The organism is Reyranella sp. (genome assembly GCF_965229815.1).
GTDB lineage: Bacteria > Pseudomonadota > Alphaproteobacteria > Reyranellales > Reyranellaceae > Reyranella.
Window position 1 is genome coordinate 67,294 of sequence record NZ_CBDDJN010000006.1, and the last position, 13,648, is coordinate 80,941.

At 68.9% G+C, this 13,648-nt stretch carries 16 protein-coding genes; 11 read left to right on the plus strand and 5 right to left on the minus strand.

What is annotated here, in order from left to right; genetic code table 11:
- Nucleotides 1-43: 43 nt before the first annotated feature.
- The 5 genes from ACO073_RS11690 to ACO073_RS11710 all read left to right on the plus strand — a co-directional run bounded on the left by ACO073_RS11690 (nt 44) and on the right by ACO073_RS11710 (nt 4,337).
- The gene (locus ACO073_RS11690; protein WP_421997572.1) at nt 44-1,303 is read left to right on the plus strand and encodes a DUF445 domain-containing protein; all 1,260 of its coding nucleotides are present in this window, start codon (nt 44-46) and stop codon (nt 1,301-1,303) included.
- Nucleotides 1,304-1,318: 15 nt separating this feature from the next.
- On the plus strand, nt 1,319-1,744 hold the full coding sequence (locus ACO073_RS11695; RefSeq protein WP_421997573.1) for a phasin family protein: 426 nt from the start codon (nt 1,319-1,321) through the stop codon (nt 1,742-1,744).
- Nucleotides 1,745-1,813: 69 nt separating this feature from the next.
- The gene (locus ACO073_RS11700) at nt 1,814-3,502 is read left to right on the plus strand and encodes a long-chain-fatty-acid--CoA ligase (protein WP_421997574.1); all 1,689 of its coding nucleotides are present in this window, start codon (nt 1,814-1,816) and stop codon (nt 3,500-3,502) included.
- 97 nt (nt 3,503-3,599) lie between these two features.
- Nucleotides 3,600-3,911, plus strand: coding sequence for a hypothetical protein (locus ACO073_RS11705; protein ID WP_421997575.1), 312 nt, complete (start codon nt 3,600-3,602; stop codon nt 3,909-3,911).
- 27 nt (nt 3,912-3,938) lie between these two features.
- Nucleotides 3,939-4,337: a hypothetical protein gene (locus tag ACO073_RS11710; RefSeq protein WP_421997576.1), complete on the plus strand. Its 399-nt coding sequence runs from the start codon at nt 3,939-3,941 to the stop codon at nt 4,335-4,337.
- Nucleotides 4,338-4,362: 25 nt separating this feature from the next.
- Here ACO073_RS11710 and ACO073_RS11715 read toward each other — a convergent pair whose 3' ends face one another.
- Nucleotides 4,363-5,337, minus strand: a complete 975-nt coding sequence (locus ACO073_RS11715) for a Bug family tripartite tricarboxylate transporter substrate binding protein (protein ID WP_421997578.1) — start codon at nt 5,335-5,337, stop codon at nt 4,363-4,365.
- Between the two features lie 464 nt (nt 5,338-5,801).
- On the opposite strand from ACO073_RS11715, the gene cysS reads away from it, so the two are divergent.
- Nucleotides 5,802-7,133 carry a cysteine--tRNA ligase gene (gene cysS / locus ACO073_RS11720; protein ID WP_421997579.1) on the plus strand — a complete coding sequence of 444 codons (1,332 nt, stop codon included), beginning with the start codon at nt 5,802-5,804 and terminating at the stop codon, nt 7,131-7,133.
- A 115-nt stretch (nt 7,134-7,248) separates the two neighbouring features.
- Here the strand turns inward: cysS and ACO073_RS11725 are convergent, their stop codons facing one another.
- Entirely contained in the window at nt 7,249-8,025 is a 777-nt protein-coding gene (locus ACO073_RS11725; RefSeq protein WP_421997580.1) for a thioesterase family protein, read from the minus strand.
- A gap of 210 nt (nt 8,026-8,235) precedes the next feature.
- On the opposite strand from ACO073_RS11725, the gene ACO073_RS11730 reads away from it, so the two are divergent.
- The 5 genes from ACO073_RS11730 to ACO073_RS11750 are packed head-to-tail and all read left to right on the plus strand — an operon-like array spanning nt 8,236 to nt 10,791.
- Nucleotides 8,236-8,592 carry an ArsR/SmtB family transcription factor gene (locus ACO073_RS11730; RefSeq protein ID WP_421997581.1) on the plus strand — a complete coding sequence of 119 codons (357 nt, stop codon included), beginning with the start codon at nt 8,236-8,238 and terminating at the stop codon, nt 8,590-8,592.
- A complete protein-coding gene (locus ACO073_RS11735) occupies nt 8,570-9,064 on the plus strand; it encodes an SRPBCC family protein (RefSeq protein ID WP_421997582.1) in 495 nt (164 codons plus the stop codon). The genes ACO073_RS11730 and ACO073_RS11735 overlap by 23 nt, the downstream gene beginning before the upstream one ends.
- Nucleotides 9,057-9,677: a glutathione S-transferase family protein gene (locus ACO073_RS11740; protein ID WP_421997583.1), complete on the plus strand. Its 621-nt coding sequence runs from the start codon at nt 9,057-9,059 to the stop codon at nt 9,675-9,677. Before ACO073_RS11735 ends, ACO073_RS11740 begins: the two co-directional genes overlap by 8 nt.
- A gap of 56 nt (nt 9,678-9,733) precedes the next feature.
- On the plus strand, nt 9,734-10,021 hold the full coding sequence (locus ACO073_RS11745) for a DUF427 domain-containing protein (protein ID WP_421997585.1): 288 nt from the start codon (nt 9,734-9,736) through the stop codon (nt 10,019-10,021).
- On the plus strand, nt 10,021-10,791 hold the full coding sequence (locus ACO073_RS11750; RefSeq protein ID WP_421997586.1) for a hypothetical protein: 771 nt from the start codon (nt 10,021-10,023) through the stop codon (nt 10,789-10,791). The genes ACO073_RS11745 and ACO073_RS11750 overlap by 1 nt, the downstream gene beginning before the upstream one ends.
- Nucleotides 10,792-10,804: 13 nt before the next feature.
- Here ACO073_RS11750 and ACO073_RS11755 read toward each other — a convergent pair whose 3' ends face one another.
- The 3 genes from ACO073_RS11755 to ACO073_RS11765 all read right to left on the minus strand — a co-directional run bounded on the left by ACO073_RS11755 (nt 10,805) and on the right by ACO073_RS11765 (nt 13,428).
- Nucleotides 10,805-11,404, minus strand: coding sequence for a hypothetical protein (locus ACO073_RS11755; RefSeq protein ID WP_421997587.1), 600 nt, complete (start codon nt 11,402-11,404; stop codon nt 10,805-10,807).
- A gap of 103 nt (nt 11,405-11,507) precedes the next feature.
- Nucleotides 11,508-12,287, minus strand: coding sequence for an alpha/beta fold hydrolase (locus ACO073_RS11760; RefSeq protein ID WP_421997588.1), 780 nt, complete (start codon nt 12,285-12,287; stop codon nt 11,508-11,510).
- A 4-nt stretch (nt 12,288-12,291) separates the two neighbouring features.
- Nucleotides 12,292-13,428: an LLM class flavin-dependent oxidoreductase gene (locus ACO073_RS11765; RefSeq protein WP_421997589.1), complete on the minus strand. Its 1,137-nt coding sequence runs from the start codon at nt 13,426-13,428 to the stop codon at nt 12,292-12,294.
- Between the last annotated feature and the right edge of the window lie 220 nt (nt 13,429-13,648).

The window sequence follows — 13,648 nt, forward strand, 5'->3', positions numbered from 1 at the left end:
AATGCCGACGGCTGCCATGCGAAGGCGGCGCCATGGGAAGGCGATGACCCGCGATCTCGACCGCGCCCGCGATCTGCGCCGCATCAAGCTCCTGGCGACGGGGCTGCTGATCCTGACGGCGGGCCTGTTCGTCGTCGCCCGCCATTTCGAGCCGCTGCACTGGGCCTGGGGCTATGTCGCCGCGTTCGCCGCCGCCGCGACGGTCGGCGGCCTGGCCGACTGGTATGCGGTGGTCGCGCTGTTCCGCCGGCCGCTCGGCCTGCCGATCCCGCACACCGCCATCGTGCCGCGCAACCACCTGCGCATCGCCGATACGCTGGGCGAGTTCATCGAGACCAACTTCCTGGCGCCGGAGCCGGTCGAGGCGAGGCTGCGGGATGTCGACTTCGCGGCGCTGGTCGCCGACTGGCTGTCCGAGCGTGCGCGCGCCGCCGCCCTCGCGGACTTCGCGCTGCAGCTGCTGCCGCAGGCATTGGCCGCGATCGAGCAGTCGGGCCTCAAGCGCTTCGTCGGACAGGGGATCATGGGCGAGCTCGAGCGGGTCGAGCTGGCGCCGCTGGCCGCCAGCCTGCTGAGCGCCATCACCGAGAAGGGCCGGCATCAGCGCCTCCTCGACGAGCTGCTGGGCGCGCTGGACAAGGTGCTGGCCGACGAGGCGACGCTGGCCGCCCTGCGCGAGAAGATCCGCAAGGAGCTGCCGGCGCTGTTCAACCTCTACCGGGCCGACGCCTACCTGCTGCGCAAGATCGTGGCGTCGACCAGCGCCTTCATCCAGGAGGCGCGGGCCGATCCCGGCCATCCGCTGCGCGGCGAGTTCGACCGTTTCGTGGCCGGCTACATCGAGCAGCTGCGCAGCTCCGAATCCTTCGCGCGGCGCGCACAAAACCTGAAGCGCGACCTGCTCGCCCGTCCCGAGCTGGCGGCGCTGGCCGAAGGCGCGTGGGAAAGCCTGCGGGCCTTCATCGAGCAGGACGTCGCCGCCGACGACGGCCAGGTTCGCCGCGAGCTGGTGTCGATGCTGGTGGCGATCGGCGGCCAGCTGCAGCGCGATCCGGCGATCCGGGCCGAGATCAATCGCGGCATGGTCCGCGTGCTGGGCGAGTTCGTCCAGCGGCAGAAGAGCGGTGTCGGACGGTTCATTGCCGACCAAGTGAAGTCGTGGGACATGTCGGTGCTGATCTCGCGCATCGAACTCACCGCCGGTCCCGACCTGCAGTACATCCGGTTCAACGGCACGCTGATCGGCGGGCTCGCCGGATTGGCCTTGCATGCGCTGGAGCAAGGGTTGAAGCTTGCCACCTGACCCAAGGAGGTTCGCATGGCCGACTCATCGCAGAACTTCACCGACATGTTCCGCAAGCTGGGCGAGCAGCTCAACCTGCCTCAGGTCGACATGGCCAGGATCATGCAGCACCACCAGAAGAACCTCGATGCCATGACACGGTCGTGGCAGGCGATGGCGACCGGCGCCGGCGAGATCGCCAAGAAGCAGCGCGCCATCTTCGACGCCGCGGTCCAGGACGTGTCGGCGATGGTGAAGGACTACCAGCCGACCGGCAGCCCGCAGGAGATGGTGACCAAGCAGACCGAGTTCGCCAAGAAGGCGATGGAAGCGGCGATCGCCAACACGCGCGACATCGCGGAGCTCGTTCAGAAGTCCAGCACCGAGGCCTTCACCATCGTCCAGGACCGCATGAAGGAATCCTACGACGAGATCCGCTCGAGCCTCGAGAAGAAGCCCTGAGGGAACTCCCCTAGCAGCCGGCCCTCGCCGCGTGGCTATACTGCGCCCGATCAGGGGGATTGAGGGCGCATGGATCGGTTCTGGCTGAAGAGCTACCCGCCGGGGGTGCCGTCGGACATCGATCCCTCGCTGTACCCCAGCGTCGTCGACCTGCTCGAGGAGAGCTTCGCCAAGTACCGCGACCGCGACGCCTATGTCTGCATGGGCAAGGCGCTGACCTTCGGCGAGGTCGACCGGCTCTCGCTCGCCCTGGCGGCCTGGCTGCAGGGGCGGGGGCTCGCGCCGGGCGCGCGGGTGGCGCTGATGATGCCCAACGTGCTGCCCTATCCCGTGGCCCTGGCGGCGGTGCTGCGGGCAGGGCTGATCGCAGTCAACGTCAATCCGCTCTACACCGCCCGCGAACTCCATCATCAGCTCCAGGACTCGGGAGCCGAGGCGGTGATCGTGCTGGAGAACTTCGCGGCGACGCTCGAGGCCGCGATTGCCGGCACGGCGGTGAAGCACGTGGTCGTGGCGTCGATGGGCGACCTCATGGGCTTCCTCAAGGGGCTGGTCGTGAACTTCGCCGTGCGCTCGCTGCGCCGGATGGTGCCGCCCTGGTCGCTGCCGGGTCATGTGCGGTTCGGTGACGCGATAGCCGCCGGCTCGGCGATGTCCTTCAGGCGGCCCGACATCGCGCCGGGGGACGTCGCGGTTCTGCAGTACACCGGCGGGACCACCGGCGTCGCCAAGGGCGCGACGCTGCTTCACCGCACCATCGTCGCCAACCTGCTTGCCTCGGAAGCCTGGATGCAGCCCGGTCTGCGGCGGAAGACGCTCAGCGGACAAATCACCATCGTCTGCGCGCTGCCGCTCTACCACGTCTTCGCGTTCATCACCTGCGGGCTGCTCGGCATGCGCACCGGCGCCCTCAACATCCTCATCCCCAACCCGCGCGACCTCGCCGGCACCGTCAAGGAGCTGGCCAAGCACCGGATGAACATCTTCCCGGGCGTGAACACGCTGTTCAACGGACTGGCCAACCGGCCGGACTTCGCCCGGCTCGACTTCTCCGGGCTGGTGATCACCAACGGCGGCGGCATGGCTGTGCAGGAGGTGGTGGCGCGCAAGTGGCTGGCGATCACCGGCTGCCCGATCGTCGAAGGCTACGGACTCAGCGAGACCTCCGCCGGCGTTACCTGCAACCCCACCGATTCGGATGCCTATACCGGCACGATCGGCCTGCCGCTGCCCAACGTCGAGATCCGAATCCTCGACGACCGGGGCAACGACGTGGCGCTGGGCGAGCCGGGCGAGATCGCCATCCGCGGGCCGCAGGTCATGCGGGACTACTGGCAGCGGCCGGACGAGACGGCACTGGTCATGACACAGGACGGCTTCTTCAAGTCGGGCGACATCGGCGAGATGGACGCGCGCGGCTACATCCGGATCGTGGACCGGAAGAAGGACATGATCGTGGTCTCGGGATTCAAGGTCTATCCCAACGAGGTCGAGGCGGTGGTCGCGGGCCATCCGGGCGTCCTGGAATGCGCCGCCGTCGGGGTGCCCGACGCCGGGTCGGGCGAGGCCGTCATGCTGTTCGTGGTGAAGAAGGATCCGTCGCTCACCCGCGAGGCGCTGGACGAGTGGTGCCGGCACGAGCTGACCGGCTACAAGCGGCCGAAGTTCATCGAGTTTCGCGCCGCGCTGCCCAAGACCAACGTCGGGAAGATCCTGCGGCGCGAGCTGCGCGACGGCGTGGTCGGGAAGGCCGCCTGACCGGTTGCCCCGATTCTTCCCGCACCGCGCAGGGACCATGGCAACCCGATCGCACCCCCGCACGTTCCCCGGGTCACGAATCCAGAGGAGGGGTGTCATGAAGTCACTGAAGATCGCTCTCGCCGCCGCCGTGGGCCTGTCGGCGGCCGCCTGCAGCTATACCGAGACCCGCACCGAGGCGCCGGCCCCGGCGACTGCGGCGGTCTACACCGCCCCGGCGCCCGTTCCGGGGTCGACGACGGTCTACACGACCGCCCCGGCGTCCCGGACGACCTTTGTTCCTTCCGCGACCACGCCGCCCGCGGGCGAGCAGGCCTTCCGCGACGAGTACGGTTTCCGCTATGATGGCCAGGGGAACAGGCTCGACGCGCGCGGCAACATCATCAGCCCGCAGTCGACCAATCCCTGATATGGGGGCGCGATGGCTGCGAGATGGTTGATTGCTGCAACGGCGGGCGCGGTTCTCGCCGGGTGTAATCCGCTGCCGCGGCCCGACTATGTCGACGTCCAGTATCCGGCGTCCTATCGGACCGAGCCGAGCGGTGTTCGGATCGACAATGCCGACTACCGGCTCGACAATCAGGGTTACCGGATCGATGCCCAAGGGGCGCGCATCGGCATGGTCGACGTGCCGGTGAAGACCGAGGGCGACAATTCCAACGCCATCGCCGGCTACTACATCAGCAGCACGGGCCAGACGGCGCCGGGGCGGGTCGCGTCGACCAGCGACGTGACCGTCACCCCGAGCGCCCTGCCGACGCCTGCCCAGATGCCGCAGCAGGCGCCGATCCAGCCCTCGTCGGGCAACCTGCCGCCGCCGCCGGGCTATCGCTGATAGCCCGCCGGCCGCAGCGGCCGGTCTACTCGATCTTCACCCCGGCCGCCTTGATCACCGGCGCCCACTTGGCGATCTCGTCCTTGATGAACTTCGCCGTCCGCTCCGGCGAGGTGTCGGTCGTCGGCACCGCGGCAATTCCTTCGAGGAACTTCACCATGTCGGGGTCCTGCATCAGCTTGCGCGACGCCTGGTCGAGCGTGTCGACCACCGGCTTGGGCAGGCCGGCCGGCCCGAGGATCAGGTTGAACGTATAGGCTTCGTAGCCCGGCACGCCGGCCTCGATCATCGTCGGGATCTCGGGCGCGATCGGGGCGCGCTTGGCATGGGCGTAGGCCAGGATGCGGACCTTGCCGGCGCGATGCTGCTGCAGCGTGGTGCTGAAGGTCTCGAACATCCAGGCGCACTGGCCGGACATGACGTCCTGGAGGGCGGGCGCCGAGCCGCGATAGGGAACGTGCACGACGTCGATGCCGCCGACCTCGCGCTTGAAGTACTCGGTGGCGAGATGAAGGATGCTGCCGTTGCCCGACGAGGCGTAGGAATACTTGCCGGGGTTCTTCTTCATCAGCTCGACGAGGCCCATGACCGTGTCGGGCATCGACGGGTTGACCACCAGCACCAGCGGGTTGACGCAGATCGACGAGATCGGCGTGAAGTCCTTCACGGCGTCGTAGGCCGGGTGGACGAAGGCGGTGGGGTTGACGGCGTGGGTCGAGGACGGCGCGAACAGCAGCGTGTAGCCGTCCGGCTTGGCGTTCTTGACCTCGACGGCGCCGATCGAGCCGGCGGCGCCGGCCTTGTTGTCGACGATCATCGTCTGGCCGATCAGCGGCGTGATCTTCTCGGCCACCTTGCGGCCGATGATGTCGGTCGGTCCGGCCGGCGCGAAGGGCACGACCAGGCGCACGGTCCGTTCGGGATACTTGGCGTCGGCCCGGGCAACGGCCGGGGCCGCCAGGGCGCCGAGGCCGGCGGCGAGCAGGTGACGTCTTTTCATGCGATTCCTCCGGGACGCGGTACTTTCACTCGATTGTCGAAGGGAGCGACGGTCGCCCGACACGGGCGCCGGTCCGCCGCCGCGTGGTCGATGGGGCTGGTGGCGGCACGAGCCCGCCGATGGTCGCTGATGGGTGCCCGCAGGTTTCGTTCCGGCTGAGCATTCGTTCCTCCCTGGCGGCGCGAGATTAGGGTGGTCTGTGGCCTGATGGAACGGCCGGCGATTGCACAGGCAGCGAATCGGACGCCCGAGTCTCTCCTGGCGAACGGCGCTCCCGGCTCCGGCTCGCCCGACCCGACCCGGCACCGCCGGCCGGATCGATTGCCCGCGCCGGGGGTGTCCGCTAAGGTGCCGGCATGTCGTCCCTTCCGGTCCCCGCCGCGGTCACTGCGCGATGTAACTGAAGTCCCGCCCGTCTTCCGGGCGCCAGGACTTTGGGCAATCACATTCGGGGAATAGGGGCCATGTCCCTCGTCGTCTACAACACGCTGTCGCGCGAAAAGGAAACGTTCGCACCGCTCGATCCGGGCCATGTGCGCATGTATGTCTGCGGCCCGACCGTCTACGACTACGTGCACATCGGCAACGCGCGGCCGGTCGTCGTGTTCGACGTGCTCTACCGCCTGCTGAAGCGGCGCTATCCGCGCGTCACCTATGTGCGCAACATCACCGACATCGACGACCGCATCATGGTGCGGGCGGCCGACAACAAGGAGAGCATCGAGGCGCTGACCACGCGCACCGCCGACGCCTATCGCAGCGACATGCGACGGCTGGGCGCGCTCCCGCCCGACGCCGAGCCGCGCGCGACGCAGTATGTCGGCGAGATGATCGCCATGATCGAGCGGCTGGTCGCCAACGGCCACGCCTATGCCGCCGAGGGCCACGTGCTGTTCAGCGTTCCGAGCATGGGCGACTACGGCCGCCTGTCGCGGCGCTCGCGCGATGAGCTGGTCGCCGGCGCCCGCGTCGAGGTCGCGCCCTATAAGAAGGATCCCGCCGACTTCGTGCTGTGGAAGCCGTCGGCGGCCGACCAGCCGGGCTGGGCGAGCCCGTGGGGCCGCGGCCGGCCGGGCTGGCACATCGAATGCTCGGCGATGAGCGGCAAGCTGCTCGGCGAGACCTTCGACATCCATGCCGGCGGCCTCGACCTGATCTTCCCGCACCACGAGAACGAGATCGCGCAAAGCCGCTGCACCTTCGGCCATCCGCTGATGGCGACCTACTGGATGCACAACGGCTTCCTCAACATCTCGGGCGAGAAGATGAGCAAGTCGCTCGGCAACTTCTTCACCGTGCACGAGCTGCTCGACCAGTATCCCGGCGAGGCGATCCGCCTGCTGCTGCTGTCGGCGCACTATCGCCAGCCGCTGGATTTCACCCACGAGGGGCTGGTGCAGGCCAAGGCGACGCTCGACCGCTGGTACGGCGCGCTGCGCGGCCGGGACGTCGCCGCCGCGCCGGCGGTGCCGCAGCCGGTCGAGGACGCGCTGTCGGACGACCTCAACACGCCGCTCGCCATCAGCGCCATCCACCAGCTCGACGATCCCGCCCTGCTGCGCGCGGGCGGGCAGGCGCTCGGCCTGTTGCAGCAGGACGCCGAGGCGTGGTTCCGCTGGACGCCGGAGGGTGTCTCCGGCCCGAGCGAAGCCGAGATCGAGGCCGCCATCGCTGCCCGGCAGGCGGCGCGCAAGGCGAAGGACTTCAAGGAGTCCGACCGCATCCGCGACGAGCTCAAGGCCGGCGGCGTGATCCTTGAGGACGGTCCCAAGGGCACGAGCTGGAAGCGGGGCTAGAGACCCGCGGCAGATTGAAGAACGAGCCGGAGGCTCGCGGTCCGAAAGACCATGAGGCCTTCCGCTCTGCTGGACCGCGAGCCTCCGGCTCGCTCATGATTCGGCAGCGGACCCGTCACCGCTTCTCGAACAGCACGCTCTGCACGGCGCGGCCGAAATAGCCGTCGCGGTCGGCGAGGCGCGCCGCGGCGATGCCGATCGAATCGGGGCCGGCCCAGGTCTCGGCGTCGAGCAGGATCCACTCGCCGACCGGCTCGCGCGCCAGGCTGAGGGTGAGGTCGCCGTTGATGAAGGTCCAGTGCGCGAAGTCGAGCACCGCCGAGGTGCCGTTGCAGAAGTCGGCGGCGATGGCGGCGCGCATCAGCGGCGACAGCGGGGCGCCCTCGACGATCGGGCGGGCGGCGCGATACCAGATGGCGGCGGGGCCGGGCGTGCGGAACGATCCTTTCGCCACCCGCATCTCCAGTCCCGACAGGAACGGCGTGTGCGACAGGCCCGTCTCGGTCGGGTCGGGACTGTCCTCGGGGCTCCGGATGTCGATCGGCGGCCACGGCGCCTCGACCGGCAGGACCTGCTCGAGGCGGCGCACGCGCAGCGCGGTGGCGCGCACGACCTCGTGGTTGCCGGCACGCAGGCGGATCGACACGAGCTGGATCTTGCGGCCCTCGCGCAGCACCTCGGTCTCGATGGAAAGCGGCGCCACCGGCACCGGCCGCATCAGGTCGACCGTGAGCCGCGCCACCCGCATCGGCACGGGAGCGGGCAGCCGCTCGATCGCCCAGCAGATCAGCGAGGAGGGCGCCGCGCCATGCTGCAGGCCGCGATCCCACGGCCCTCCGGCAAAGGCGCTGGTCTGCGCCGTCGCGCCCTCGATGCGGTAGATCGCCTCCATCTGGCCACTCCGTGCAGAACCCGGGACATCGCGGTCGACGCGCGCCGCATCGGTCGGGAACCGGAAGTGCGGCGCGCCTTCATAATGTTCGCGCCGACTGCCGGCAATCGGCGACGCGCGAAGGGATGCGCCCGGCACCGTCAGCCGTCGATGACGCGACGGGTAATGACTTGACGAAAGGCCATTCCGTATTTAACAAGTCAGTTAAATATGGATCCGCTCTCCCAGACCTTCTCGGCCCTCGCCGATCCGACGCGGCGCGCCATCCTGGCGCGGCTGGCCACCGGCGCCGCCACCGTCGGCGAGCTCGCCGAACCGTTCGACATGTCGCTGCCGGCGGTGTCGCGGCATCTCAAGGTGCTGACCGAGGCGGGGCTGATCGAGCGCCACACCGAGGCGCAGTGGCGGCGCTGCGCGCTGCGCGCCGAAGGCATGCGCGCCGCCGCCGACTGGATCGAGGAGTATCGCCGGTTCTGGGAGCAGCAGTTCGACCGGCTGGACAACTATCTCAGGCGCACGGCGCCGCAACCGGGGAAGAAGGGCCATGGTCGCAAGCGCCGTTCCTGACGACCGCACGCTGGAGATGGTGCGGACCTTCGACGCGCCGCCCGAGCGCGTGTTCGCCGCCTGGACCGATCCGGTGCAGCTCCTGGACTGGTTCGGTCCGCCGGGCATGCGCAACACCCACTGCCGCCTCGACCTGCGCGTCGGCGGCGGCTGGGAACTGACGGCCGAGGGACGCGGGACGACGCGGGCGCTGTCCGGCCGCTACCTCGCCATCGACCCGCCGCGCCTCCTGGCGTTCACCTGGGCCTGGCACGAAGCGGGCTCTCTCGACACGCCGCGCGAGCACGAGACGGTCGTGACCCTGGCGTTCCGCAGCGTGGGCCACCGCACCGAGATGACGCTGACCCAGACGCGCTTCCGCGACGCCGACGGCGCCGCGCGGCACCGCTGGGGCTGGACGGGCACGTTCGAAAGGCTGGACGCGTTCCTGCGCCAGCACGGGGATCATCCCGAAGGAGGGGACAATGGCTGACATCAGGATCTACGGCGTGACGCCCAGCAGCTTCACCCGCACCGTGCGTCTCGCCTGCCACGAGAAGGGAATCGGCTACGAGCTGGTGCCGACCATCCCGAGCCAGGCGGGCGCGCTCAATCCCTTCCACAAGATCCCGATCATCACCCACGGCGATCTGACGCTCTACGAATCAACGGCGATCCTGCGATACCTCGACCGCACATTCCCCGGCCCGAAACTGTGGCCGGAGGAGTCGCGCGCCGCGGCGTTCTGCGACCAGTGGATCAGCGCCTTCTGCGATTCGATGGTCAACTCGGCATTGCGCTATCTCGCCCACCAGTTCGGGTTCCTGCCCGTGCCGCAGGAGATGGCCGACAAGTATCTCGCGAAGGCCCGCGAGGTCATCCCGGTGTTCGACCGCCAGCTCGGCTCCTCGCGCTACCTGGTCGGCGACCGCGTGACGGCGGCCGACCTGTTCCTGGCGCCGCTGGCGCTCTTCCTGCCGCAGGTCCCCGGGCTGAAGGAGATCGCCGAGTCGGCGCCGAACCTCGCGCGCTGGTCGGCCGACATGTCGGGCCGGCCGAGCCTGGCGGCGACCGTACCGGACCCGATTCCCGCCGTTGCCGCTTGAAAGCCGGCCCGGCGTCATCACCTAATGCCGGTACCCGATCACACGGACCGACACAGATGACACGCAAGGCTACCTGGCACGGCAAGACGATCGCCGAGAGCGATCGCACCCTGGAGGTGGACGGCTACGTTTACTTCCCGCGCGACACCGTTCGCATGGACCTGCTGAAAAGCACGGACCGGACGGCGAACGACCTGAAATGCCCGCACGGCGTCCAGTTCTACGACGTCGTCGAGGGCGGCACGACCAGCCCGCGGGCGGCATGGTCCTACGAGGCGCCGCAGGCGAAGATGAAGCCGGTCGATCACTGGATCGGCTTCTGGGAAGACGTCGCCGTCGACTGATGCCCTTCGAATACGCGAGCGTCGAGGAGGCGATCGGACGCCGCGGCCTGCGCATGATCGTGGTCGGCGGCGTGCCGAGCCCGTGGGGCGAGGCGGCCAAGGGCATCCTGCACGTGAAGGGGATTCCCTGGACGGCCGTTCGCCTCGCGTACGACAGCGAGCCGCTCAGGCGATGGGCCGGCCAGCGCAGCGGCCCGGTGGCGATCCACGACGACGAGCGGCCGCGCTCGGGGTGGGCGGAGATCCTGCTGCTGGCCGAGCGGCTGGCGCCGGAGCCGGCGCTGCTGCCGCGCGACGCCGGCCAGCGTGCCCTGGCCTTCGGCCTCGCCCACGAGATCTGCGGCGAGGACGGGCTCGGCTGGGCCCGACGCCTGCAGCTGATCCATGCCGGCCTACGCGGCGAGGGCGGTTTCGCGCCGCCGGTCGCGGCCTATCTGGCGAAGAAGTACGGCCATTCGGAAGCGGCCGGCGCGGCGGCGACGGCGCGCGTCGTTTCCCTGCTCGGCCTCCTCGCGACCCGGCTGGCCGCCCAGCGCGACGCCGGCAGCCCCTACTATGTCGGGACGTCGCTGACGGCGGTCGACATCTACAGCGCCACCTTCATGGCGCTGTTCCGGCCCCTGCCGGAGGATCTGTGCGTGATGGACAAGGGCTCGCGCGCCGCGTTCGAAACGCTGGATGACGCGACCCGAGGGGCGCTCGTCCCGATGCTGCTCGAGCATCGGGACCGCATCTATCGGGAGCGGCTGGAACTGCCGCTGTCGCTTTAGGCCGCGACCCGGCTTAGCTGGCCGGCGAGATCTTCGTGATGGTGAGCGGGGTCGTGAGGCCGATCACGACGTCGCCGACCTTGATCTTCTTCAGCATGTCCTGCTTGGCGATGCTGGTCGCCTTGTAGGTGCGCACCGTGCCGCCGTCGCCCTCGATCACCGACACCGTGTTGTTGGCGAGATCGACCGCCGTCACGGTGAGCGTGAACCGGCCGGCCTCGATGTCGGTGCGGTTCGGCTTGACGTTCATCTGGTCCTTGCGCGCCGCCTTGGAGCCCGGGCCCTTCTGGCGCAGGTTCAGCATGTTCACGACCTGCGTGTAGGTCACGTTCGCCATCGAGCCGTCAGCGATCGCGCCGAGATTGCCCGCGCCTTCGCTCACCGGCAGGACCAGCACCTGGCCGTCCGGCAGCGAGAAGACGACGGTGCGGCCCTCGGTGTCGACGCTCATGACCCGGACCGTCTGGGTGACCGAATCGCTGAAGGACACGCCTTCGCGCGGCACGGCCTGAACCTGGGCCGACGCCTGTCGCATGGGCAGGGTCGTCCCCACCGCCACGACCGCCGCCAGCAGGGAAGCTCCCGCGGCCCACTTGATCGAACGGATTGTCATCGGCGTGTTACCTCGTAAAACCCTAACGCGCCGGACAATAGCGATCCGAACCGGCGACGCAACCTCCAAGCCGGGTTGGCGAGGAAGGCGACGGGGGATCAAGTCAGGCGACGTGCGAAAGGACGGCGCGGGCGACCGCGTCGGGCTGGTCGAGATAGGCGAGATGGCCGGCGCCGGCGACCGTCTCGACGCGGGTCGAGCCGTTGATGCCGCGGGCGAACTTGCCGGCATAGGCCGGCGGCAGGACGGCGTCGCCCTCGCCCCACAGGATCAGCGTCGGGGCGGCGATCAGCGGCAGGCGCTTCTCGAGCCTGGTGTTGCCGAGTGGCCAGAAGGCGCGCGCCGCCGCCTCGGAGGCGCGGGTCATCTCGATCGGCCATTCGATCGAGTTGGCGCCTTCGGGCGCCGCCACCAGCTCGTTCCACTTTTCGGCATCGGCGCACATCAGGCCGGCGACCTTGTCGCGGCGCTGGGCCCACGGATCTGCGGCGGGCTCGTCCTCGTCGAACAGGCCGAACGGGGCGATCAGCACCAGCCTGCGGACATGGCCGGGGAAGATCGCGGCCATCTCGGCGGCGAACGCCCCGCCCACCGAGGCGCCGACGAGATCGGCGCCGGCCAGGCCGGCCTTGTCGAGGATCTGGCGGACCGCCAGCACCCAGTCCAAGTGGCTGTCGAGCGCGGTGTGCCCGGCGGCGCCGGGATAGCCCGGCAGGGACGGGGCGATCACGGTCCGCGTTTCCGCCAGCCGGTCGAGGAAGGGCAGCCAGCGCGGCAGCCCGCCCAGCCCGGCGAGGAAGCCGAGTTTGGGGCCACTCCCCTTGCTCCACACGCGGCAGGGGAACCCGTTCACCTCGACGGTGCTGGTCGTGGGCTGGGACAAGGGTCTACTCCGCGGCGGCGAGGTGCGAACGGAAGGCGGGCACGGCGGCGCGCTGCTCGCGCGCCATCGGTTTGGGCCACCACTTGTCCTCCCAGTCGCCGAACAGGTCCTTGACCTTGGGCATCACCTTCTCGGCGAAGAGGCGCGTGTTGTACTTGGTGACGTCCTTGCTCATGTTGCCGTACTGCAGCAGCAGCATGAGATGGCCGACGTTGAGGCTGGTGCCGACATGGCGGATCTGCTCCACGACCTCGTCGGGCGAGCCGATCAGCACGTAGCCGCCGTCGACGATGTCCTTCATGTTGGTCGCCTTCAGCGCCGCCTTGGTCGACGGATTGGCGATGTTGGCCGCCTTGGTCATCATGCCCTCGATGCCGGCCCGCTGCGTCGCCTCGGTCGTGTAGCCGGGCGGCAGCGCGAAGCGCGGATCGACGTGCAGGCAGCGGCCGTAGAAGTACTCGGCCGGCTCGGTATAGAGGTCGAGCGCCTGCTGGCGGCTCTCGGCGACGCCGACGAACTGCAGGAAGCCGGCGCGGTAGGGATTGCGGTCCTTGCCGAGCTTGGCCATCTCGTTCCAGAAGCCCTGCATCGTCGTCAGCCCGGCCTTGTAGCCGTAGTACGAGAGATAGCAGTAGACGTAGTCCATCTCCGCGCACCACCGCCAGGTCTCGACCGAGCCGCCGCCCGGAATCCAGATCGGCGGATGCGGGTCGTTCTGGATCGGGCGCGGCCAGATGTTGACGTAGCGCTGCTGGTTGAAGCGGCCGGAGAAGGCGAACGTGTCCTTCTCGGTCCACGCCTTCTTCACCAGGTCGTGCGCCTCGTAGTAGCGCTCGCGCAGCTGGCTCGGGTTCTGGCCGTAGGCGTAGCAGGTGTCCATCGGCGATCCGACCGGGAAGCCCGCGATCAGCCGGCCGCCGGAGATGCAGTCGATCATCGCGAACTCTTCGGCGACCCGCGTCGGCGGATTGTAGAGCGCGAGGGAGTTGCCCATCACGCAGAGCGCGGTGTCGGTGGTGCGCCGGGCCAGCGAGCTCGCGATCAGGTTGGGCGAGGGCATCAGCCCGTAGCCGTTGGAATGGTGCTCGTTCACGCAGATGGCGTCGAAGCCGCACTCGGCGGCGTATTCGAGCTCATCCATGAAGTCGTTGTACATGTGATGCGCTCGGCGTGGGTCGAACAATGACGAATGAATGTCGACCCACACCGAGGGATGCTTCTGATTGAAGTCGTCGGGAAGCTCCGTGTACGGCATCAAGTGAAACCACATGAGCTTCATTGGCGTCCTCCCTACCCGGACCGTAGGTAAATGGTCGTTTACCTACCGCAGCCTTCCGTGTTTGGCGGGGAGGGTCAATGTG

Excerpts from the sequence above, each read along its gene's own strand:
- ACO073_RS11755 (WP_421997587.1), bottom strand. The coding sequence starts at position 11,404 with ATGACAATCCGTTCGATCAAGTGGGCCGCGGGAGCTTCCCTGCTGGCG.
- ACO073_RS11730 (WP_421997581.1), top strand. The coding sequence starts at position 8,236 with ATGGATCCGCTCTCCCAGACCTTCTCGGCCCTCGCCGATCCGACGCGG.
- ACO073_RS11715 (WP_421997578.1), bottom strand. The coding sequence starts at position 5,337 with ATGAAAAGACGTCACCTGCTCGCCGCCGGCCTCGGCGCCCTGGCGGCC.
- ACO073_RS11700 (WP_421997574.1), top strand. The coding sequence starts at position 1,814 with ATGGATCGGTTCTGGCTGAAGAGCTACCCGCCGGGGGTGCCGTCGGAC.
- ACO073_RS11725 (WP_421997580.1), bottom strand. The coding sequence starts at position 8,025 with ATGGAGGCGATCTACCGCATCGAGGGCGCGACGGCGCAGACCAGCGCC.
- ACO073_RS11750 (WP_421997586.1), top strand. The coding sequence starts at position 10,021 with ATGCCCTTCGAATACGCGAGCGTCGAGGAGGCGATCGGACGCCGCGGC.
- ACO073_RS11740 (WP_421997583.1), top strand. The coding sequence starts at position 9,057 with ATGGCTGACATCAGGATCTACGGCGTGACGCCCAGCAGCTTCACCCGC.
- ACO073_RS11745 (WP_421997585.1), top strand. The coding sequence starts at position 9,734 with ATGACACGCAAGGCTACCTGGCACGGCAAGACGATCGCCGAGAGCGAT.
- ACO073_RS11765 (WP_421997589.1), bottom strand. The coding sequence starts at position 13,428 with ATGGATGAGCTCGAATACGCCGCCGAGTGCGGCTTCGACGCCATCTGC.
- ACO073_RS11735 (WP_421997582.1), top strand. The coding sequence starts at position 8,570 with ATGGTCGCAAGCGCCGTTCCTGACGACCGCACGCTGGAGATGGTGCGG.
- ACO073_RS11690 (WP_421997572.1), top strand. The coding sequence starts at position 44 with ATGACCCGCGATCTCGACCGCGCCCGCGATCTGCGCCGCATCAAGCTC.
- cysS (WP_421997579.1), top strand. The coding sequence starts at position 5,802 with ATGTCCCTCGTCGTCTACAACACGCTGTCGCGCGAAAAGGAAACGTTC.
- ACO073_RS11695 (WP_421997573.1), top strand. The coding sequence starts at position 1,319 with ATGGCCGACTCATCGCAGAACTTCACCGACATGTTCCGCAAGCTGGGC.
- ACO073_RS11705 (WP_421997575.1), top strand. The coding sequence starts at position 3,600 with ATGAAGTCACTGAAGATCGCTCTCGCCGCCGCCGTGGGCCTGTCGGCG.